The sequence below is a fragment of the Botryobacter ruber genome (assembly GCF_003347595.2).
Lineage (GTDB): Bacteria > Bacteroidota > Bacteroidia > Cytophagales > Hymenobacteraceae > Pontibacter > Pontibacter ruber_A.
Map to the genome: position 1 here is coordinate 193,955 of NZ_QCZK02000037.1, position 22,638 is coordinate 216,592.

Consider the following 22,638-nt stretch of genomic DNA (forward strand, 5'->3'; position numbering starts at 1 on the left):
TAGTTTACTTTGTTTAAGGTTTGATTTCTACTAATTTTTTACGCTAAAATTCTGCTGCACCAGCCACCACTGCCTCTGCACCTGTATGCATATGCTACTGCACCAGCCACCACACCCACTGCACCTATTTAGCTAACCTAGTGCACTTTTTCCGCCAGCTGCGCCTCCTGCAGGGCTTCCTGCCGTAGCGTAGATTTCCGGATGATCAGCTCCGGTTTCAGCACAATTTTCTGTGCTATGTTTCTTTTGTCAATTGATTTCAGGTGCTCAAAAAATACCTCCGCCGTCACTTTTCCCATCGTGATGCTTAACTGATCTACTGTGGTAAGGGGGGGATCGGTAAAGGAGGTGAACGGGTCATTACTGAAACCTGCCAGCGCCACCTGCTCCGGTATGCGGATTTTTCGCTCCTTGAGCACCTGCATGGCACCCATGGCCCCGTAATCACTGGCCGAAAACACGGCATCGGGCATCTGGTCCAGCTGCAGCAACTGCTCCATGCTTTTTCTGCCGTCTTCCAGCTGCAGGTTGCTTTTAATAACAAGATCTTCGTCGTACGGAATATCATAATCGCGCAGCGCGTTTACGTAGCCGCGCAGACGCTCCTTAAATACACTTACTTTTTTCGGGCTGGTAAAGTGCGCAATGCGTCGGCAGCCTTGCTTAATCAGGTGCTCCACCACTTTGTAAGCGCCCAGGTAGTCGTCGATCATCACCTGGCTTACTTCCAGCGCATCGGTTGTGCGGTCGAACAGTACCAGCGGGATGCCCTTTTCAACTACCTTTTTATAATGGTCGAACTGTTCCGTGTTTTTTCCGATGGAGGCGATAATACCATCCACGCGGGCATTCAGGAGCGCGTCAATCGTCTGCAGTTCCTTTTCGTAGTTGTCGTACGACTGGCATATGATAACTTTATAATTCAGGTTATTGGCAATTTCCTCAATTCCTCTTACTACCGAGGCAAAAAAGGACCGGTCTGCCGTTGGCACAATTACGCCAATAATGTTACTTTTGCCGTTGCGCAGGGCAGCCGCAATATTGTTTGGCTGGTAATTTAACTGTTTCGCTACTTTCTGAACTGCTTTCTTCGTAGCATCACTTATACGCGGACTATCGTTTAAGGCGCGTGATACTGTAGATGCTGTTATGTTAAGCTTCTCTGCAATATCGTGAATGGTAACTCTATGTTTTGTAATCATAATTTTGTGCTTAAAATGCGCCGGGATCTGCCATATTAAAGATTAACACAGTTTTTTATAATCTTTAAAATTAATGTTAGTTATTTTGAAGATTATCCTGTGGGGTCCTGTGTTAACATAAACTTTTACCGTTCGCTCGTTTTGTTTAATTTTGGAGACAAACAACAAAATCTTCTCTTCTTGCTTATCCTTCAGCAGCTATATTCTATACTTATAGAACCAATCCGGAGGCTTAATAATTTCCTTTATGTAATCGTTTGCGCAAAATGCAAAAAAAAAATATTATTTGCGCAATTGTTAAATTATTTTTAAAAAAATAGTTGTCATTTTTTCTGTTGATCAGGGAAAGCACCTTTGCTTTTGCTCAAGGAAAATAGTTGGGAATAGATGTTATAAAATTTTAGCAGGATTACTTACAAACGTTTGTCTATTACAGGAAAAATTGTTAACTATGCAATCGGTTGCGCATGGGTGGGTTTGTTTCTGTGCTAAAAAGGAGTAAAGTCAGGGCGTGTGAACAACAGCTTGTGGATGATGGTGGGCGGTTGCAAGTGTAGGTGAACGTTGTTGTGAAGGGATGGGTGGGGGTAATACCAACGTTGGCTTTATAGATAGAGTAAGGGTGTGGTTTTGGTGGGATTGATTGTGCTGTAGATATGAAGAAGGGGGGTTGAAGGCTTTAAATAACGATTTTTAAAAGCTTTTAACCAATTTTTAAAACATCAGGCATACTCCCAGGCTTAACTTTGCTTAATATTTTGCCTGATTCTTACGGAAGCAACATATGCGCAAAGGAAGGTGCAAGCAATTGAGTGGCTGGTTAAAGGGCGATGAGTGGGCAAGCCGGTAGTAGATTGTTATGGCTTCTTCAGAAAGTTTGAGGATTGCCATGGAAAAGCCATTAATACGTTGAGATGTTGGAACGATTGTTAGCTAGTTTTTGATTTTGTATTTTATATAGTAATTAAATGTTCAACTGGTGTCATTGTAATAAAATGATTTTGAGGAAAAATATTTGTTTTGGATGGTTGCTGTTGCTGCTTCTTGTGTCGGGTATAAGGGTGGCTTCTGCTCAGGAGCTGAATAAAGCATATAAAAAATCTTTTAAAGTTCGCGTTTCAAACCCGGTGAATCTGCAGCGTGAGGATGTGATGGTTTTTCTTGGTGAGGCAGAATTAAAGAGAAAGCATCCGGATTTTAACCCTGATGCCTTTGTGGTGTTTGCCGGCGAAAAAGAAGTGCCAAGCCAGTATAACCGCCACGATGTATATAATAAAGGAGTTGTGTTGGTGTTGGATAAAATGGCGCCCAAAGCTGTGCAGGTCCTGACAGTGCGTTATAATGAAAATGGCGTATCCAAACGAGCTTATCCAAAACGCACCCAGGCCGAGTTGTCTCACAAAATGGGCGGCGCGTTTAAAGACCGGAAATACATTGGTGGAGCGTTTGCCAATGTAGATTCGTTGCGTGTTCCTGCCGAGCATACCGATCACTCCTTTTATATAAGATATGAAGGCCCGGGATGGGAGTCTGATAAAGTAGGCTATCGGTTTTACCTCGACTGGCGCAATGCGACCGATGTATTTGGGAAAAAAACGCCCGATATGGTGCTGCAGCAGGTGGGGCAGGACGGATTTGATTCTTACCACAACATGCAGCCCTGGGGAATGGATGTGCTCAAAGTAGGAAAAACGCTGGGGGTAGGTACATTGGCGCTGTTTGATGCCGGCAAAGCCATACGTGTAGATAAAACGGATAGCCTAAGAAGCAGCGTGAAGGAGAATGGTGCGGTCTATTCTTCTATTTTGACAGATTATTACGGATGGGAGGTAGCCGGCCAGAAACTGGATATTCATGCACAACTAAGTATACACGGCGGTAGCCGCCTGACTCATTATCAGGTTGATGTGGATGGTGGTCAGCCGCAAAACCTTAGTACTGGGCTGATAAAAGACAGTAAAGCAAAATTGTTTACCAGTAAAGGCGACGAAATGGAGTGGGGGTATATCGCCACGTATGGCGCCCAAAGCCTTAATAATGATAACCTGGGTATTGCAGTACTCTTTCGCCCGAACGATCTGATCGGGATTGACCAGGATGAACTGAGCCATGTAGTTAAACTGAAGCCTGTGAATAACAAGGTTGAATATTATTTTCTGGCGGCCTGGGAATTAGAGCCCCAAGGAATAAAAACAGAAGAACAGTTTTTAAGTTACCTCAAAAAAACGGCACAGGAATTAGCTAAACCTGTGCAGGTAAAGTTTTAATGTAATCATATTTGGTTGTAGAATAATAGTTGAATTGTGTGAATTTTTTAAGAGAAAAATCTCTGTCTTGTTTAATAATTAATAAAAAGTTGTATGAAAAATGAGTTACTTAAAAAGGTAAGGTATTTAATGATGCTGCCCTTTTTCTTTACAGCCATTACAGCGGCCCTGGCGCAGGGCTTAACTGTGACAGGAAAGGTAGTTGATACAGATGGCCTTGGCCTTCCGGGAGTTACAATACTTGTAAAAGGTACATCAGTCGGTACAGCTACTGACATGGATGGTAATTATTCTATTAATGTTCCGAACGGAAATGCGACCCTTGTGTTTAATTATGTAGGTTATAAATCACAGGAAGTGGCGGTTAACAGCCGCACCTCTATTAATGTTACGATGGCTACCGATGCCAAGGCCTTGGATGAAGTGGTAGTAATCGGTTACGGTACCGCTAAAAGGCAGGACCTGACAGGGGCTGTTACTTCCATGTCGGCAAAGGAAATTGAAACGATTCCTGTTGCTGATGTAGCCCAGGCTATGACCGGTAGAATGGCCGGTGTGCAGGTAACGACTACAGACGGTGCTCCGGGCGCTGAAGTAGTAATTCGTGTACGTGGTGGTGGTTCTGTAACACAGGATAACTCCCCTTTGTATATCGTTGATGGTTTCCCGGTTAATAGTATCAATGATATTGCACCAGCGGATATTACCAGCATCGACGTGCTGAAAGATGCTGCTTCTGCTGCTATTTATGGTTCTCGAGGTGCAAATGGTGTTGTTATCATCACGACTAAGAGCGCGAAAAGTGGCAAAACATCTGTTTCTTACAATGGCTATATGCAGGCTCGTACCTTGCCCCGAAAATTAGACGTGCTGTCCCCTTACGAATTCGTGTTGGCGCAATACGAATATGCAAAACTTAGAGGAGGTACTGATCTTACTAACTTCAACAGATATTTTGGGGTGTATGAAGATTTAGAGCTTTATAAAAGACAAAAGGGTACTGACTGGCAAGAGGAATTGTATGGTGATCCGGCTTTATCTCAATTTCATAACCTTAGTATAACAGGTGGTTCTGATAAAACCAAAATGAGCTTAAGTGTAGCGCATAACCAAGATGAAGGCATTTTGATCAACTCAGCTTATCAAAGAACCTACTTGAACTTTAAGTTAAATCATGAAATTTCAAAATCGCTGAAGCTGGATCTGGCAACGCGTTTCTCTAACGAAGATGTAGATGGTGCTGGAACATCAGGTAGTTCAAGTTTAAGAATTGGAGATGGTATTACCACACGCCCCGTAAATGGTTTGGCTGATTATTTTGATATCGATCCAAATACAAGTGCAGACGCTGCTGATGATTACGATCAGTTCTTAAGAAGTATTGTTAGCCCGACAGAGCTTGCTTTGCAGGATTTTAGAAACAGGGCTACAAAGCGCTTGAACATGAGTACCTCCCTTACCTGGTTTATTCTGAGTAACCTTTCTTATAGATCAGATTTTGGCGTTGATTTCTCCTGGAGAGAAGATAAGCGTTTCTGGGGACCTCTAACGGGAGAATCCAGAAATGTGGGAGGGAACTTGCCTCTTGGTCAAATTCAGAACTTTACGAATAAAAAGTACAGATGGACTAATACTTTGAACTTTACAAAGACAGTCAATGATGTTCATTCACTGGATTTATTGTTGGGTCAGGAAATGATCATGGGAAGTGGTAACTCCAGGTTCCAAAGAGCAAAGTATTTTGATGCACACTTGCAACCAGAGGTGTTATTTGAAAACATGGCTTTGGGAACTCCAGATAGGCTTGAGACAGAGGTAAGCACTCCAGACCATTTGTTCTCTTTTTTTGGTCGAGCTCAGTATCAGCTAAAAGATAAGTACTTGTTTAACTTCACAGTTCGTGCCGATGGATCAAGTAAGTTTGCTCCAGAAAATCGATGGGGGATATTCCCAGCAGCAGCAGCAGCTTGGAGAATTTCTCAAGAAGATTTTATGCAGGATCTATCCCTTGTTTCTGATCTTAAATTGAGATTTAGCTACGGTGAGGCTGGTAATAATAGAATTCAAGACAATGCTTATAGAAGAACCTATGTAATTTCAGCAAACAGACCAATTGGTTTTGGAGAAGAACCTCAACCATATTATGTGCCAGAATCTACAATACTAACTAATCCCGCGTTGAAATGGGAGACAACAGTAACAAGGAACCTTGGCCTTGACTTTGGCTTATTCAAAGATCGACTGTCTGGTTCTGTGGATGCGTATTGGAATACAACAAAAGATTTATTAGTAGAAAAGCCCATACCAGCCACTACAGGTTATCGGTCTCAGCAGCAAAATATTGGACAAACATCTAATAGAGGGATAGAACTTGCTTTGAATGGCAGTATCATTGATAAGCCTGATTTTACGTTGTCAGCTAACTTCAATGTTGGTATTAACCGTTCGAGGGTTGATGACCTTGGAGGTGTACCTAGTACTTCTTTTCAATCTAATTGGATTGGTACAAGCCTGAAAAATGCAGACGATTACCTACTAAACGTGGGGCAAAATATTGGCCAAATGTATGGTTTTGTAACTGATGGTTTTTACACCTTTGATGATTTTGAATCTTATGATTTTGGCGCAGGTACTTACTCTGCTGGTACATACTCATTAAATGAAGGCGTGGTAGATATGCAGAGTTTCCTTGGTGGCATGAAAGTGAGACCGGGTGTACTTAAGTTCAAAGACCTAAATGGTGATGGAGTCATCACTTTAGAAGGTGATAGAAAAATAATTGGTAACGCGATGCCTAAACATACAGGTGGATTTGGTATCAATTCAACTTTCAAAGGTTTTGATTTCTCCGCATTCTTTAACTGGGTCTATGGCAACGATGTGTATAATACTGGTAGAATTGAGTTTAACCAGATTTATAGAACTTCTTATGGTAATATGCTAAATACTGTGAATTATGATAATAGATTCAAATACATTAATGCGTCTGGTGAGCTAGTAACAGATTTGGAAGAATTACGAGCCTTAAATGCAAATGCCACTATCTGGTCACCATTCTCTATGAGCACTTCTGGTTCAGTGTTTCATTCAGATGCAGTTGAAGACGGATCTTTCCTTCGTTTAAGTAATCTGACACTTGGTTATTCTTTGCCAAAAGGTTTGATATCCAAGGTTGGTATGAAGCAGCTCCGCGTATATGGCACCGTGTATAATGCCTGGTTGTGGACAAAATATTCAGGATATGATCCAGAAGTGACAGCTACAAGAAGCAGTTCTTATGCAGCGTTAACACCTGGTGTAGATTATTCTGCTTATCCTAAAAGTCGTACGTTCACTGCCGGAGTTAATATTACATTTTAATTTAAACTACTGAGTCATTTTATAATGAAAAAGATATTTAGATATAGTGCAATTGTGGTTGCGCTTTTCTTTACCTCGTGTGAAGATTATTTGACTACTACTTCTCCTTCATCCTTTACCCAGGATTATATTTTCAGTAGCGAAACTGATGCGACAAGAGCTGTAAATGCCATTTATGCGTTGTTCAATCAGGATGCATACACTTCTAGGTTGTCTAACAACTTTATGGGTAATACCGATATTGAAATGGGTGGTGCCTCCAGTTCTGCTGGTGACAATGGACGAAGAGATATATGGACCTTTGAGGCCAGAGAACAAAACAGTGATGTGAGGGTAGTTTGGAATAATGCTTACATGGCCATCAATCGAGCAAATGAGGCTATTGAAGGGATTGAAGCTAGTCAACTTTATAAAGATGGAAATCCTATGATGCAACAGCTGTTAGGGGAGGCAAAGGGCTTGAGAGCTTTTTGGTACTACTATCTTGTAAACTTATGGGGAGATGTGCCTTTTTTTGTAACAGCTACTAAAGCAGGGGATGACTTTTACAAGCCAAGGACAAGCAGATATGAGATCCTTTCTTATATCATACAAGACTTGATTGGAGTAGAACCTAACATGATGTGGGCTGAGCAGGTACCATTTGGTGTCGAGCGTATGAATCGTGAATTCATCATGGGCCTGATAGCTCGAATCGCTTTAACGCGAGGAGGATATTCGCTCCATCCGGATATGACCATGAAGCGAAATGATGATTATCTGGAGTATTATCAGATTGCAAACACGTATACCAAAAAACTCCGTGATCTAAAACCGCATATTCTTAATCCAAGTTTTGCACAGGTATTCCGTAATCAGGCAGTTCTTACCGCCCCTGAAAATGCGCCTGCTGTACCTACCTCACAAGCAGACATTTTGTATGAGGTGGCATTCCATCCTGGTTTCGGTGATGTGGCCTGGAACCATGGTATTAAAGTAGATGCCGGTACCCATCCTTATGGATCCGGATCTAACTATACAAGCCTTACCGTAAACTACTATTATTCGTTTGATACCTTGGACACCCGTCAGGATGTAACTGCATCTTTAATCTATTATGATAAAGAATTGCTTCAGCAGCCTGTAGCTGTATCTTCAATTGCGCCAGGTAAGTGGAACAGGTTGTGGTTAAAGACCCCTCCGGGGCCCGCTACAGCGAAAGGTACTGGTATAAACTGGCCTGTTATGCGCTATGCAGATGTGCTGCTGATGTTGGCAGAAACAGACAATGAGTTGAATGGTGGCCCGACAGCCGACGCAATTGAGGCTTTGAAAAAGGTTCGCCGACGCGCTTTCCCAGAGTCAACATGGCCTGCTAAGGTTGATCAATATGTAGCTTCCGTTTCTGGCAGCAAAGATGCTTTCTTTGATGCACTTGTAGATGAAAGAGCCTGGGAATTGGGTGCTGAAGCGATCCGTAAATATGATCTTATCCGCTGGAACCTGTATGGTGATAAAGTAGCTGAAACTAAAGAAACGCTGTACCAGATGGGACTTGATGCTTTAAACCAAACAGGACAGTACGCTTATTTGCCACGTTACCTGTATTATAAGAGAAATCCGGATGGCACCATTACATTCTTAAACAAGTACAGAAGTTTAGCTGTTGCGCCACCTCTTAAAGACTCGCCAAATGTAGGTGATAATCCAGATGGTTATTCCAGACAAACCTGGTTGCTTGGTAATATTAACAGCACCACGATGGAACCAGCAAACTATATTCTTTATAACTGGAGAGGCTATCAGGATCCGTCAGGACAAGCACCTGTGCCTTATATTCTACCAATTCCAAGTGAGACTGTATTGAACAGCCAGGGTGTATTAAGAAATGATGGATATAATTTTTAAGGTAAAAGCATTAAATATATGAGTAATAAATATTTTAATATCAAGAATGTCTTTTTTGGACTTATAGGAGTCCTTCTTCTGTTGGCTGCATGCGATCCTGATGACGAGGAGTTGGTTGGACCTGACCGTTTGTTCAGGCCAACCCTGAAAGGGATAATGGAGTCTCGTGGAAACTGGCTAGCTGTTAACTGGCAAAAAAATGTAGGAGCAACTGGCTACAAAGTTGAGATTAGCCGCGACACGTTTAAAACAATAGAACAATCTGTTCAGGTCGATACCAATTATGTTGTTTTTAATGACTTGGAATGGGATGTTTTGTATCAGGTGCAGGTGCAGGCATTAGCTGCAGACCCTGCGAAGAATTCAGGTATGTCTTTCTTAGGAGAGATGAAAACGGCCAAGTTTCCAACTATTTTAGTGGCTCCAAGCATTAATGATGTAACAGACGTAGCAGCAATAGTGCGTTGGCAAAATAGTGGTGCCACTGCAACAACGCTTAAAGTTTATAAGGTCGAAGATCGGGAAAATCCAGTGCAGGAGATTGAATTAACTGAAGAGGATGTTGCCAACCAGTTTAAAAGGGTAATCGGACTGACTGGTGGTACTGAGTATGTGATCTATGCGTACAGTGGTGAAACATTAAGAGGTTGGGAGTATTACACAACGAAACCAGCGCAGGTGTTTGCGCCAGGCAGTAACATTGTTGACTTAAGAGGTATAACAGACAACCCAGCTATTTTACAGGAAACGCTGCAAAGCGGCTTACCCGCCGGCAGCGTAGTTGTACTGGAAAGAGGTATGACGTATACGATCTCTTCCACTCCTATGGTGAGCGGCGCCCTGACAGTTGTAAGTGGCCTCGGCTTTGAACCAATTGCCAAGGTAGTGATGAGCAGCAATTTTGACTTTGTCCCTGGTAGCACAATAGACTCACTCAAGTTCAAAGATGTGAGCTTAAGAGGTACTGACTTCGCAGGTAAATATGTAATGAACCCGAACGTAAGTGCTCAGACTACTGTTGGTAAAATCATCTTCGAGGCGTGTACGCTCAAGAACTTTAGAGGTATAACCCGCTTTAGAGGTCCTGTATCAATTAACACCTTATCCTTTAACAAATGTTTAGTAGATAGTATCTCTAACTATGGTATTGTGACGATTGACGATGAGGCAAGTAAAATTGATAACATCAAACTCCTGAACAGCACCTTTGCGCGCGTTGAAGTTGGTATTGTGAGCAAGTCTAACTCGCAGTCTGTTCGCATAGAAAACTGCACCTTCTATAAGTTCCTGCGACCTGGCCGGTACCTGGTATACTACCGTACTGCTTCAAGCAGCACGATAACCGATGGTGTGAAAATATATAACACAATATTAGGACCTGGCTGGCCAAACGAGGGGGAGACAACAGCAGCCATTCATGGGGTACGAGCTGATGCAAACGTAGACGCTATGGGTAGTTATAGTACCATTGGTTATGATGTCACAGCATCTTCATATCAGATACCAGGTCTTATACCTTACGGGCGTGACGCAGCTTCTTTATTCAAATCTCCGGAAAGTTTAGATTTCACAATCATGGACCAAACGTTTGCTGGCAAGAGTACCGCCGGCGATCCACGTTGGAGAAAGTAATAAAATCTAATTTAAAAGGTGCGGTCAGCAATGGCCGCACCTTTTATTAAGCCGCACCTTTTATTAATAGTATCACGCTTACTTTCCTAACGAAAACAACCTTTAAAGATATTCCTTTCCATAAGCAACCTTCACACCCTTCATGCTATTAAATTTCCGGCTGTACTGGAGATGCTTTTATAGCTTGGCTTTCCTGTTGATGAGCCTATCTGCCTGCAACATGAAGCCTGCAGGTGTGGCAGCTAGTGCGCTGGAAGAGGCAACGTTGCCGGTTTTCTATGGCGCGTAATGGATTGGCAAATACACCACCAGAGGCAATACTCCTGAAGTGACCAACCTGCAGGATGGTTGCGAAGCAGTTTGCTCAGTAAAAGGCTATTTAAAAATTTCGGAGGAGCTTCAATAAACATTTAAAAGAGTAAGATTATCTGAATTCAGCAGTTCAACCTTAGTCAAGAACAAAACGAACCATACCGAATGAACAATAAACTATTGAAAACAGGCCTGATCTGCCTGGCTTTTCAGGGAATAAGCTTCAGCGGTTGCACCAAACAGCCCGGGCAGGCAACAGCGCAGCAAACCACACCAACGGCAACCCAGCAGCCTGAAACTGTCACAGCACCGGCAGCCCAGCCCGTAGAGAACCAGGCGTTAGCGTTTCCGGGTGCGGAAGGTTTTGGCAAATATACTACTGGCGGTCGTGGTGGTCAGGTAGTAGTGGTAACAAACCTGAACGATACCGGCCCCGGAAGTTTGCGCGAAGCCATCCGCAAGAAAGGGCCCCGTATCATAGTATTTGCTGTAGCTGGCACCATAGCCTTAGCAGCTCCTCTGGATATCAATAACGGCGATCTGACCATTGCCGGCCAGTCGGCTCCCGGTGAGGGGATTTGCATTAAGAACTATCCTGTGAGTGTAAAGGCCGATAACGTAATTATCCGCTACATGCGCTTTAGGTTAGGCGATGCAGCGGCCCAACAGGCCGATGCCATAGGCGGCACCAAAGAAAAGAACAACATCATCATCGACCACTGCTCCATGAGCTGGGCGACCGATGAGTGCGCCTCTTTTTACGGGAACAGTAATTTTACCCTGCAATGGAGCATCATTTCCGAAAGCCTGAACCAGTCGGTGCATGAAAAGGGTGCGCACGGTTATGGCGGAATCTGGGGGGGCAAAGGCGCCACTTTCCACCACAACCTCATTGCCAGCCACAGCAGCAGAACGCCCCGCTTCAGCGGCTCCTCCTCCACGCAAAACTCTCCTGACGAAATAGTGGACTTCCGGAATAATGTGATTTATAACTGGGGTCAGAATAACATTTACGGTGGTGAGAAAGGCCGCTACAACATGGTTAACAATTACTACAAAGCAGGGCCTGCTACCACCTCTTCAAAAAAAGACAGGCTGGTTGAGCCTTACAAACCTTATGGCCAGTTCTATGTTGCCGGAAACTTCATCGAAAATTACCCGGAAATATCGCAAAACAACTGGGCCGGCGGCGTGCAGTGCGATAATCCCGATTCTGCACGAGCCACCACAGCCTTTGCTGTTGCAGCTATTCAGGAGCAGCCTGCGAAAGAGGCCTATGAACTGGTGCTAAAGTCTGCCGGTGCAAGTTACAGGCGCGATGCCGTGGATGCCCGGGTCGTGGAAGATGTGAGAAAAGGAGCGGCGCCCGGCGGTAAACAGAAGGGCCTGATCGATTCGCAGAAAGAAGTAGGCGGCTGGCCTGAACTGAAAAAAGGAGAGGCCCAAGCAGATAAGGACAAAGACGGGATGCCCGATGCCTGGGAGCAAAAGCAGAAACTCGATCCGAACAACTCTGCTGATGCATCACTGTACACCCTCGACAAGCAATACACCAACATTGAAGTTTACCTGAACAGTATCGTAAGTTAATAAGAATGATTCCGGTTAGAATTTTAGTCTTTTCTTTCTTTTTCCTTTTTTCCCTGGCAACGCAGGCACAGCAGAAACTGGTGGTGGCGCAGGACGGAAGCGGCGATTATACCACCATACACGCTGCGATTGATGCGGTACCCTCTTTTCCGCCCGAGCGGGTGGAAGTATTTATCAAAAATGGCACCTACCGCGAAAAGCTGTTCATTCCTACCTGGAAAACAAATATTTCCCTGGTCGGAGAAAGTAAAGAAGGCACTATCATCAGCTGGGACGACCATTCCGGGAAAGGCAATATCAATACGTTTACCTCCTATACCATGCTGGTTCGCGGCAACGATTTCAGGGCCGAGAACCTGACCATTCAAAATACGGCAGGCCGGGAGGCAGGGCAGGCTGTAGCATTACATGTAGAGGCAGATCGTTGTGTGTTTATAAACTGCAGGATTATCGGTGACCAGGATACGCTGTATGCCGGCATTGCAGACAAAAGACAATACTTCCTGAACTGTTATATCGAGGGCACCACCGATTTTATATTCGGGCCTGCCACCACGGTTTTTGAAAACTGCACGATCCATTGCAAAAAGAACTCCTACATTACAGCTGCCTCCACACCCCAGGAGCAGCCCTACGGTTTTGTGTTCCTGAACTGCAAGGTAACAGCGTCCGACGAGGCCACCAAAGTTTACCTGGGCCGTCCGTGGCGGCCTTACGCCAAAACCGTGTTCATCAACACCAGGCTCGGAAAACACATACGGCGGGAAGGCTGGCACAACTGGAACAAACCGGAAGCTGAAAAAACCGCCTTTTATGCCGAGTACAAATCCAAAGGACCAGGCGCTGCACGAAGAGCGCGTGTAGACTGGTCCAGGCAGCTGGATAAAAAAGAAGTGCCGAACTATCAGCCTGCTGTTGTGCTTGCCGGTGACGATAACTGGCAGCCGGTTAAACAGGATTAAACGTCAACGAATAAACCAGGCAAAACCTCTGAAGCCTGAAATCCAGCTTAATAGAAAAAATCAGTCAAATCAGAACAATGAAAAAAGCATCTTGTGCAGCCTTGCTGGTCGTTTTAGTAGCAGCCTCCTGCAAATCCGGCGAACCAACGGCAGCTACTGCCACCACAACCGCACCCAAAGTTGAAACTCCGCAGACAACCAACATCATCAAGCCGGTATCGATACAAATGGTCGATTCAGAAATGAAGCGCAGCCCGCAGGGATGGATGATCGATTTTGCGCCGAAGCCGAAGTGGGATTATACACAGGGTTTGTTTGCCAGTGCGGTGGAACAGGTCTGGAAGAAAACAGGAAACGAGCGCTACTACAACTACATCAAAGCCTTTGCCGATACCATGATCACGGCAGATGGCACTATCAAAACCTATAAAAAAACAGACTACAACATCGACCGCGTAAACCCGGGCAAGTTCCTGATCGGGCTTTACAAGGAAACAGGCGACAAGCGTTATAAAATAGCGGTAGATGAACTGCGCGACCAGATGCGCACGCATCCGCGCACGAAAGAAGGCGGCTTCTGGCATAAAAAAGTGTATCCGCACCAGATGTGGCTCGATGGCCTGTACATGGGCTCGCCTTTCCTGGCTCAGTATGCTGCCACGTTTAACGAGCCCGCCCTGTTCGACGATGTGGCCAACCAGATTTACCTCGTCGACAAATACACCTGGAACGAACAGAAAGGGCTTTTCCACCATGGCTGGGACGAAAGCAAAGAGCAGAAATGGGCCGACCCGGTTACGGGCAAATCTCCTGAAGTCTGGGGACGTGCCATGGGCTGGTATGCGATGGCACTGGTAGACGTGCTGGACTATTTTCCGAAAGATCATCCGAAGCGACAGGACATCCTGCGTGTGACGAAGAAGATGGCAGATGCCATTGTAAAATACCAGGACCCTAACACCGGCGTGTGGTGGCAGGTAGTGGACAAAGGAGGCCGCGAAGGAAATTACCTTGAATCTTCTGCCTCCAGCATGTACACTTATTTCCTGCTGAAGGCCCTGAAGAATGGCTACATCGACCAGAAATACATGCAGGCCGCCCAAAAAGGCTACAACGGCATCCTGGATACCTTCATCCGTACCGAAAGCGACGGCACCATGAGCATTACCAACGTTTGTGCCGTTGCCGGTTTAGGAGGCAATCCGTACCGCGAAGGAACTTACGACTACTACATCAGCGAACCGCGTCGCGACAACGACCCCAAGGCGGTTGGTCCTTTCATTATGGCTTCGCTGCTGTTCGAAGAACTGACTAAAACAGCAGCATCCAATTAACAGCCTGAACTCCTGATCATGAAAGAAAAAGCATTTGTTTTTAGCCTGCTGTTGAGCCTTTTCCTGTTCCAGGCGAAGGCACAGCAGTACGATTTTGTGGTTGCCAAAGATGGCAGCGGCAGCTTCACGACGGTACAGGAAGCCATCGATGCCGTACCCGACTTCCGGAAAACCCCCACCACCATCTTCATCAAAAATGGGGTGTATAAAGAGAAACTGGTGTTGCCGGCTTCTAAAACAGGCGTAAAGTTTATCGGCGAAAGCGTGGAAAAAACCATCCTGACCCACGACGACTATGCTTCTAAAAAGAACCGGTTTGGCGAAGAGATGGGCACAACAGGTTCCTCGAGCTTCTTTGTGTTCGGCGATGAGTTTTCGGCTGAGAACATCACCTTCGAGAATTCTTCCGGTCCGGTTGGCCAGGCGGTGGCCGTGCGTGTTGACGGCGACAAGGTTATGTTCACCAACTGCCGCTTCCTGGGTTTCCAGGACACGCTGTACCCGCACGGCGAAAAGAGCCGCCAGTATTACCGCAACTGCTACATCGAAGGCACCGTCGATTTTATTTTTGGCTGGTCTACTGCCGTATTTGAGAACTGCGAGATTTATGCTAAAAAAGGGGATGGTTACCTGACGGCTGCCTCTACCCAGGAAGGTGCTCCCTACGGATTTGTATTTATAAACTGCCGCCTTACCGGCAATGCCCCCGCCAACTCCTATTACCTGGGCCGTCCGTGGCGCCCGTTCGCGAAAACGGTGTTTATCAACACCTACATGGGCAACCACATAAAACCCGAAGGCTGGCACAACTGGGGCAAACCAGAGGCGGAAAAGCAGGTGCTGTATGCCGAATACAACTCTACGGGTCCGGGTGCTGCTCCCGGCAAAAGAGTGAAGTGGGCAAAACAGCTGACGGAGCAGGAAGCAAAGGCCTATACCGTAAAAAACATTTTTGGCGACTGGACACCCGGTGAGACTGCAGCGGCTGCGGCTAAATAAGGAGGAGAGGCTATGGTGGCTGCTGCAGAAAGAAAAATACTGTAAACCCCACGGTTTTGTGCCATCGATTGCATAACTTGCATTTGCAGTTTGTAACAGGTAGAGGAGTGTGGAGCTAACGCAGCCGGAACTGCTTCTGCAATAGTTTGTTGTAAGTGAAATTAATTTTGTAATAAGCCTTTATTTATTACGCATTTCAAAAATCATATCATGTTAAAAAAACTACTATTAGTTCTGAGTTTGTTCAGCTTCGGAACAGTACAGGCTCAGGAGCAATTAGCCTTCCCGGGTGCCGATGGCTTTGGCAAGTATACTACCGGCGGACGTGGCGGTAAAGTAATTAAAGTAACCAACCTGAACGATTCAGGTGCAGGAAGCCTGCGTGCAGCAATAGAGGCATCTGGTGCAAGGACCGTAGTATTTGAAGTTTCCGGTAATATCGTCTTAACCCGCAAACTACAAATCAATAACGGAGATATCACCATTGCCGGTCAGACTGCTCCGGGTGATGGTATTTGCATTCAGAACTATGAACTGAACATAAACGCAAATAATGTTATTATCCGGTACCTGCGTTTCAGGATGGGCGATCTTACTCAAAATGAGCAGGATGCGCTATGGGGTAGATACAAGAAAAATATCATCATCGACCACTGCTCTATGAGCTGGTCCATCGACGAAACTTCCTCGTTTTATGCCAACAAGGATTTTACCATGCAGTGGTGCATCCTGAGCGAGAGCCTCAACCGTTCGGCGCACGATAAGGGCGACCATGGCTACGGCGGCATCTGGGGCGGCGACGGAGCATCTTTTCATCACAACCTGCTGGCGCACCACAACAGCCGTAACCCCCGGTTTAACGGTTACCGCTCCGGTGTAAGCAATGGCATTTATCCGAATGAACTGGTAGATTTCAGAAATAACGTGATCTATAACTGGAAAGGGAACAGTTCCTATGGTGGTGAAAACGGCAAGTATAATATCGTTAACAACTATTACAAACCCGGGCCTGCCACCACCTCCTCCAGTGTATTTAAAAGAATTATGCAGGTATCCTTTGAAAGCAATACCGCTTACGGCGCCGGGTACGGTACCTTCTACATCGACGGGAACGTGATGCACAACAATGCTACCGTTACAGCCAACAACTGGAACGGCGGGGTAGATTACGACAGCTCTATCCCGACGGCTCAACGGGCGAATGTAAAACGCACGGAGCCTTACGAGTCCCAGTTATCCGTAACACAATCTGCTACGGAGGCTTTTGAGGCCGTGCTGGCACAGGCAGGTGCTTCCTACAAACGCGATGCAGTAGATGCGCGGGTCGTAAGTGAAGTGCGCAACGGTACCTTCACCTATAGAGGGGCTAATACAAACTATCCGGGTATCATCGACTCCCAGGCCGATGTAGGCGGCTGGCCTGTACTGCAATCGCTGCCGGCTCCAGCCGATACCGATAACGACGGCATGCCCGATACCTGGGAAACAGCAAACGGGCTGAACCCGAACGATGCTGCTGACCGCAACGGCTTCCACGCCAGTGGCTATACCAACCTGGAAATGTACATGAACAGCCTTGTTGCCGGAAATGTAACAGCCTTACCACAGGAAAGCCAGGTGACAGAAACCATCATCTACCCGAATCCATTTACTGCAGCTGCCACCATAGCCTTTGCTGTTAAGCAGCAGGGCCAGGTAAGCGTAACGGTAACCGATATTACCGGCAAGCAGGTAGTGCAGCTGTTAAACTCCCGCCTTACCCCTGGTGCTCATTCGGTGCAGTGGAACGGAACAGATGCCAATGGCAACAACCTGACCAGCGGCATGTACTTCGTTTCGATCCAGTTGGGCGACGACAGGGTAGTGAAGCGGGTGGCGCTGATACGGGAATAGTATATAGAATCTTAAACATAATTTAGGGACAAAACAACAGATCATGCATTTTAAAAAATACCTGACATTCGGTTTACTGGTAATTTGCGCTTGTCAAAGCGAAAAAACACGAACAGATATTGCATCCGCTTCATCAGCTGAAAAATCACAGGCTACCTCAACCATGCCTGCCATGCCTGCTCCTACAGGAAAGGTGTCTGATGTATGGGTGGCGGACCTGGGAAATGGCACCTATAAAAACCCGGTTCTCTATTCCGATTATTCCGACCCGGATGTGTGCCGGGTAGGCGATGATTACTACATGACATCCTCCAGCTTTAATGTTATCCCGGGTTTGCAGATCCTGCACTCCAAGGACCTGGTGAACTGGAAAATAATAGGTTATGCCCTCGACCGGCTCCCGCCTTACGAGCATTTCGCCAGGCCGCAGCATGGCAATGGCGTATGGGCACCCTCTATTCGCTACCACAAAGGCGAGTTCTACATTTACTGGGGAGATCCTGACTTTGGCATATACATGGTAAAAACCAAAAACCCGGCAGGGCCATGGGAAAAGCCTGTGCTCGTGATGGAAGGTAAAGGACTTATTGATTCGTGCCCGCTTTGGGATGAAGATGGCAAGGCGTACCTGGTGCATGGCTGGGCTGGCAGTCGCGCCGGAATTAAGAGTGTCCTGACGGTAAACAAGATGAACCCGGAGGGTACGAAAGTGATTGATGAAGGCGTCATTGTTTTCGACGGCCATGAAAATCACCCGACCGTGGAAGGTCCGAAATTCTACAAGCGCAATGGCTACTACTATATTTTTGCACCTGCCGGAGGTGTTTCTACGGGTTGGCAGCTGGTGCTGCGCTCTAAAAGTGTGTATGGTCCTTATGAAGAAAAAATTGTGATGGACCAGGGCAAAACGCCGGTAAATGGTCCGCACCAGGGCGCCTGGGTCGATACCAAAACAGGTCAGGACTGGTTTATTCACTTCCAGGACCTGGAGGCTTATGGCCGGGTAGTGCACCTGCAGCCAATGAAATGGGTAAACGACTGGCCGGTGATTGGTGAAGACCAGGATGGCGATGGCAAAGGGCAACCCGTGCTGGCACATAAAAAACCGGATGTTGGCAAAACCTACCCGGTGGTAACGCCGCAGGAATCAGATGAGTTTGAGGGGCATTCGCTGGGGCTGCAGTGGCAGTGGCATGCAAACCCGAAAGCTACCTGGGCTTTTATGAACCCTACCAACGGAAAGCTGCGACTCTACACCGACCAGCTTCCGGAGAACTATAAGAACTTCTGGGATGTGCCGAACCTGCTGCTGCAGAAGTTCCCGGCCGAGCAGTTCACGGTGACAACAAAGATGCAGTTTACACCAAACGAAAAGCTGCAAAACGAGCGCGCCGGCCTGATTGTGATGAGCGACAGCTATGCGCATATTTCGCTGGTAAGCAAAAAAGACGGGCTGTACCTGGCCTACACACAAGGCGAGAAGGCAGAGAAAGGCACACCGGACAAGGAGCAGCTGCTGGGCAAAGTGAAGAGCAACGAAATCTATTTCAGAGTGAATGTAGATAAGGGAGCTGTTTGCCAGTTTAGCTACAGCGAAGACGGCAACCAGTTCAAACCTGTTGGTACCCCGCTTATTGCCAAGCCAGGCAAATGGATCGGTGCCAAAGTAGGCGTTTTTGCCGTTCGCCAGGACAAGATCAACGACTCCGGCTTCGCCGATTTTGATTGGTTCAGGATTACAACATTACAACAGAACAATTTAAGTAATTAATCATTCCGCAGGGAAAATTTGAATCAATTTCAAGACTTTAATTTTTAGGTGCTGTCAGCAAGTGAATAGAAAATGGGACAACAGTTTGCATCTTTCAGAACATATATTTTTTTCAGATTTTCCCTGCGTCCTTCTTCCTTCGCAGGCGCCGCGGTAGTTGGCTGTTTAGCATGCAGCATCTTTTTTACAGGCTGTACCGGGCAGGCTCATACCGCTACTACCGCTAATCAGGAAGCTGTCAGCAGTACGGCTACTCCTGCTGCTGTTACTGCGGCTGAACCTGTTTCGTGGGGGAGAGCGCTCCGACAGAAGCAGGAATGGTATGCCGGTGCTGAAGCCCAACGTATTGCCGATAATCTGTTGTTGTATCAGCGCGATAACGGTGGCTGGGACAAGAATACGGACATGGCTACGATTCTTTCGGACGAAGAAAAAGCAGTTCTTCAGTCGAAAGCGGAAAAGGGCAAAATATCCACCATCGATAACAGAAGCACTTTTACCCAGATGGAATACCTGGCGAAGGTGTATGCGGCTACGGGGCACGAAAAATACAAAGAAGCGTTTCTGCGGGGGATGGATTACCTGCTGGAAGCCCAATACGAAAATGGCGGCTGGCCACAGTTCTACCCCATCCGGAAGGGCTATTATGAGCACATCACCTTTAACGATGGCGCCATGATCGGGGTAATGACCCTGCTGCGGGATGTGGCAAACAACGAAGCTCCCTATACCTTTGTAGATGCTACACGAAAAGACAAAGCAGCTAAAGCCATTGAAAAGGGACTGGATGTTATCCTGAAAACACAGATTAAAGTTGACGGCAGGTTAACGGCCTGGTGTGCCCAGCACGACAAGAACACATTTGCGCCGCAAAAAGCCCGTGCTTATGAACTGCCCTCTATCAGCGGTTCGGAAAGCATTGGCATATTAAAATACCTGCTGCAGGTTGAGAATCCTGGTCCGGAGGTAGTACGTGCCGTAGAAGGTGCCATTTCCTGGATGGAACGTGTAAAGATCACTGGCATCCGGCTGGATGTTATCAAAGACCCATCCATGTACAAAGGCTATGACCGGGTAGTGGTGAAAGATCCTGCAGGTCCTCCTTTACTGGCCCGTTTTTATGAGATTGGAACGAACAAGCCCATGTTTGTGGGGCGCGATGGCATCGTGCGGGAAAATCTGTCTGAAATAGAACAAGAGCGCCGGTCTGGCTATGGCTGGTATACAGAATTCCCGCAGGATTTGGTGGAGAAAGTTTATCCTGCCTGGAAGCAAAAATGGATGGTTGCCAAGTAACCAAACTGAATTTAGAAACCTGAACTTATCTTAATACATGAAACGGAATAAAACATTTTTTAGCAGGCAAAGCTTTTTAGCGGGGGCAGCAGGTATGCTGCTGTTCGCCTGCCAGCAACAGCCGAGCGGCACGACTGCAGCTGCCACCACAGCCTCAGCACAGGCTGCTGCGGCTGCAACCACCACGGCAGCAGCAAAACCGGCCTTCGATATTTACGAAGGCATAGAGTTTGACATGCCGCGGGTGAAAGAGACTTCTTTCCCGGACAATACGGTATCCATAACCGATTTTGGCGCTGTGGGCGATGGCCTGACCCATAACGGCCAGGCTTTTGCCAAAGCGATAGACGCGGTGGCAGCCAAAGGCGGTGGTAAAGTGGTTATCCCGCGCGGGATGTGGTTAACCGGCCCCATCGTCCTGAAAAGCAATATTAACCTGCATGCCGAAGCAGGCGCTATGGTTGTTTTCAGTACAAACTTCGACGAGTATCCGCTGGTAAAAGTGAGCTTCGAAGGATTGAATACCGTTCGCTGCCAGTCGCCCATCTCAGGTGTGAACCTGGAAAACGTAGCCATCACCGGCGAAGGAACATTCGACGGTTCCGGTGATGCCTGGCGCCCGGTAAAGAAAAGCAAGATGACCGATGCCCAGTGGAACAAGCTGGTGAAGTCCGGCGGCGTAATGAGCGACGACAAAAAAATCTGGTATCCTTCCGAAAAATCTAGAAACGGCGACAGAAAGGATAACTTTAATGTGCCCGACTTCAACAAAATGGAGGAGTTTGCGACCATAAAAGATTTCCTGCGCCCGGTAATGGTAAGCCTGGTGGGTTGCAAGCGGGTACTGCTCGACGGCCCGACTTTCCAGAACTCACCTGCCTGGAACCTGCACCCTAACATGTGCCAGGACATCATCATCCGCAACCTGAACGTGCGTAACCCCTGGTACTCCCAGAACGGCGACGGCCTGGACCTGGAGTCCTGCAAAAATGCGCTGGTGTACAACAATACCTTTGACGTAGGCGACGACGCCATCTGCTTTAAATCCGGAAAAGACAAAGACGGACGCGACCGTGGCATCCCGACGGAGAATGCGATTGTGAAAAACTGCGTGGTGTACCATGGTCACGGCGGATTTGTGGTCGGCAGCGAAATGTCGGGTGGCGTGAAAAACGTGCACGTATCCAACTGTACCTTCATGGGTACCGACATTGGCCTTCGTTTTAAGAGCACGCGTGGCAGAGGTGGTGTGGTAGAAAACATCTACATCTCCAACATCGACATGATCGACATCCCGACCGAAGCCATCAGCTTTAACCTGTTCTACGGCGGCAATTCGCCCGTGCTGGAAGAAGACCAAAGTGCCAAAACAGAAGCCAGAGACGAGAGAATGGTGCCTGTAACTGAAGAAACGCCGGCTTTCAAAGACATTTACATGAAGAACATCCGGGTAGCAGGCGCCGAGCAGGCACTGGCCTTGCAGGGGCTTCCGGAGATGAACCTGAAAAATGTGAAACTGGAAGATGCCGTGCTAAAAGCCCGGAAAGGCATCACCTCGGTAGATGCGGATGGAATTGAGCTGAAAAACGTGAAAGTAATTACAGAGCAGGGACCTGCGCTTACCATCTACAACAGCAAGAACATCAGCGTAAGCGGCCTTACCTACAACGAGACAAAAGAACCGGTTGTGAAGGTACTTGGTCCTAAAACAAGCAACGTTAAACTGAACAACAAAGACTTCAACGATACCTCGAAGCAAATTTCAAAAGGAAAAGATCTGAGCGCTTCAGCATTGACGTTGGAGAAATAATAAAAACACGATTTTCCTGCATAGCACAGCAGCCGGTTCCTGATAGGCAAGGGCCGCTTGCTGTGCTATTTTTTTGGTAATCCTTGTTGTCAGTTTGAACAGACAAGACGATTTTCCTTTTCTGTCGCTGCAAAAGAGCTGTTTTTTTTCTGCTGCGCCTGCCACCATAGCCACACCTGTAGCTATCCGGAAAAAATAATCTGCCAATTGTTAGCGCTGAGGCTTCCTGGGGTAGGGGGCCTGCCTTATGTCCTCTGTTTCAGCCAGATAAACAATGTTCCGGGTCGTCCTGGTCAATCCGGATGTTCCCGCTTGACAGAGTG

At 46.7% G+C, this 22,638-nt stretch carries 13 protein-coding genes; 12 read left to right on the plus strand and 1 reads right to left on the minus strand.

Annotated features, from left to right (window positions below; all coding sequences use genetic code 11):
* Nucleotides 1–137: 137 nt before the first annotated feature.
* Nucleotides 138–1,202 carry a LacI family DNA-binding transcriptional regulator gene (locus tag DCW36_RS11540; RefSeq protein WP_114778755.1) on the minus strand — a complete coding sequence of 355 codons (1,065 nt, stop codon included), beginning with the start codon at nucleotides 1,200–1,202 and terminating at the stop codon, nucleotides 138–140.
* A gap of 1,127 nt (nucleotides 1,203–2,329) precedes the next feature.
* Between DCW36_RS11540 and DCW36_RS11545 the strand changes: the two genes are divergently transcribed.
* The 12 genes from DCW36_RS11545 to DCW36_RS11600 all read left to right on the plus strand — a co-directional run bounded on the left by DCW36_RS11545 (nucleotide 2,330) and on the right by DCW36_RS11600 (nucleotide 22,315).
* Nucleotides 2,330–3,469: a DUF4861 domain-containing protein gene (locus tag DCW36_RS11545; protein ID WP_240676142.1), complete on the plus strand. Its 1,140-nt coding sequence runs from the start codon at nucleotides 2,330–2,332 to the stop codon at nucleotides 3,467–3,469.
* A gap of 93 nt (nucleotides 3,470–3,562) precedes the next feature.
* Entirely contained in the window at nucleotides 3,563–6,829 is a 3,267-nt protein-coding gene (locus tag DCW36_RS11550) for a SusC/RagA family TonB-linked outer membrane protein (protein WP_164891107.1), read from the plus strand.
* Nucleotides 6,830–6,853: 24 nt separating this feature from the next.
* A complete protein-coding gene (locus tag DCW36_RS11555; protein ID WP_114778757.1) occupies nucleotides 6,854–8,716 on the plus strand; it encodes a RagB/SusD family nutrient uptake outer membrane protein in 1,863 nt (620 codons plus the stop codon).
* An 18-nt stretch (nucleotides 8,717–8,734) separates the two neighbouring features.
* Nucleotides 8,735–10,348, plus strand: coding sequence for a DUF5123 domain-containing protein (locus tag DCW36_RS11560; protein ID WP_114778758.1), 1,614 nt, complete (start codon nucleotides 8,735–8,737; stop codon nucleotides 10,346–10,348).
* Nucleotides 10,349–10,825: 477 nt separating this feature from the next.
* Nucleotides 10,826–12,250, plus strand: coding sequence for a pectate lyase family protein (locus DCW36_RS11565; RefSeq protein WP_114778759.1), 1,425 nt, complete (start codon nucleotides 10,826–10,828; stop codon nucleotides 12,248–12,250).
* Nucleotides 12,251–12,255: 5 nt separating this feature from the next.
* Nucleotides 12,256–13,212, plus strand: coding sequence for a pectinesterase family protein (locus tag DCW36_RS11570; protein WP_114778760.1), 957 nt, complete (start codon nucleotides 12,256–12,258; stop codon nucleotides 13,210–13,212).
* A gap of 77 nt (nucleotides 13,213–13,289) precedes the next feature.
* On the plus strand, nucleotides 13,290–14,546 hold the full coding sequence (locus DCW36_RS11575; protein ID WP_114778761.1) for a glycoside hydrolase family 88/105 protein: 1,257 nt from the start codon (nucleotides 13,290–13,292) through the stop codon (nucleotides 14,544–14,546).
* Between the two features lie 18 nt (nucleotides 14,547–14,564).
* Nucleotides 14,565–15,545, plus strand: coding sequence for a pectinesterase family protein (locus DCW36_RS11580; protein ID WP_114778762.1), 981 nt, complete (start codon nucleotides 14,565–14,567; stop codon nucleotides 15,543–15,545).
* A gap of 210 nt (nucleotides 15,546–15,755) precedes the next feature.
* On the plus strand, nucleotides 15,756–17,438 hold the full coding sequence (locus DCW36_RS11585) for a T9SS type A sorting domain-containing protein (protein ID WP_164891108.1): 1,683 nt from the start codon (nucleotides 15,756–15,758) through the stop codon (nucleotides 17,436–17,438).
* Nucleotides 17,439–17,601: 163 nt separating this feature from the next.
* Nucleotides 17,602–19,209, plus strand: a complete 1,608-nt coding sequence (locus tag DCW36_RS11590; RefSeq protein ID WP_114778763.1) for a glycoside hydrolase family 43 protein — start codon at nucleotides 17,602–17,604, stop codon at nucleotides 19,207–19,209.
* Between the two features lie 72 nt (nucleotides 19,210–19,281).
* Nucleotides 19,282–20,505, plus strand: coding sequence for a pectate lyase (gene pelA / locus DCW36_RS11595; RefSeq protein ID WP_114778764.1), 1,224 nt, complete (start codon nucleotides 19,282–19,284; stop codon nucleotides 20,503–20,505).
* A 37-nt stretch (nucleotides 20,506–20,542) separates the two neighbouring features.
* Nucleotides 20,543–22,315 (plus strand): glycoside hydrolase family 28 protein, encoded by a 1,773-nt coding sequence (locus tag DCW36_RS11600; RefSeq protein ID WP_240676143.1) that lies wholly within the window; start codon nucleotides 20,543–20,545, stop codon nucleotides 22,313–22,315.
* Nucleotides 22,316–22,638 lie beyond the last annotated feature (323 nt).

Excerpts from the sequence above, each read along its gene's own strand:
- DCW36_RS11555 (WP_114778757.1), top strand. The coding sequence starts at position 6,854 with ATGAAAAAGATATTTAGATATAGTGCAATTGTGGTTGCGCTTTTCTTT.
- DCW36_RS11580 (WP_114778762.1), top strand. The coding sequence starts at position 14,565 with ATGAAAGAAAAAGCATTTGTTTTTAGCCTGCTGTTGAGCCTTTTCCTG.
- DCW36_RS11570 (WP_114778760.1), top strand. The coding sequence starts at position 12,256 with ATGATTCCGGTTAGAATTTTAGTCTTTTCTTTCTTTTTCCTTTTTTCC.
- DCW36_RS11590 (WP_114778763.1), top strand. The coding sequence starts at position 17,602 with ATGCCTGCCATGCCTGCTCCTACAGGAAAGGTGTCTGATGTATGGGTG.
- DCW36_RS11565 (WP_114778759.1), top strand. The coding sequence starts at position 10,826 with ATGAACAATAAACTATTGAAAACAGGCCTGATCTGCCTGGCTTTTCAG.
- DCW36_RS11600 (WP_240676143.1), top strand. The coding sequence starts at position 20,543 with ATGAAACGGAATAAAACATTTTTTAGCAGGCAAAGCTTTTTAGCGGGG.
- DCW36_RS11585 (WP_164891108.1), top strand. The coding sequence starts at position 15,756 with ATGTTAAAAAAACTACTATTAGTTCTGAGTTTGTTCAGCTTCGGAACA.
- DCW36_RS11560 (WP_114778758.1), top strand. The coding sequence starts at position 8,735 with ATGAGTAATAAATATTTTAATATCAAGAATGTCTTTTTTGGACTTATA.
- pelA (WP_114778764.1), top strand. The coding sequence starts at position 19,282 with ATGGGACAACAGTTTGCATCTTTCAGAACATATATTTTTTTCAGATTT.
- DCW36_RS11540 (WP_114778755.1), bottom strand. The coding sequence starts at position 1,202 with ATGATTACAAAACATAGAGTTACCATTCACGATATTGCAGAGAAGCTT.
- DCW36_RS11550 (WP_164891107.1), top strand. The coding sequence starts at position 3,563 with ATGAAAAATGAGTTACTTAAAAAGGTAAGGTATTTAATGATGCTGCCC.
- DCW36_RS11575 (WP_114778761.1), top strand. The coding sequence starts at position 13,290 with ATGAAAAAAGCATCTTGTGCAGCCTTGCTGGTCGTTTTAGTAGCAGCC.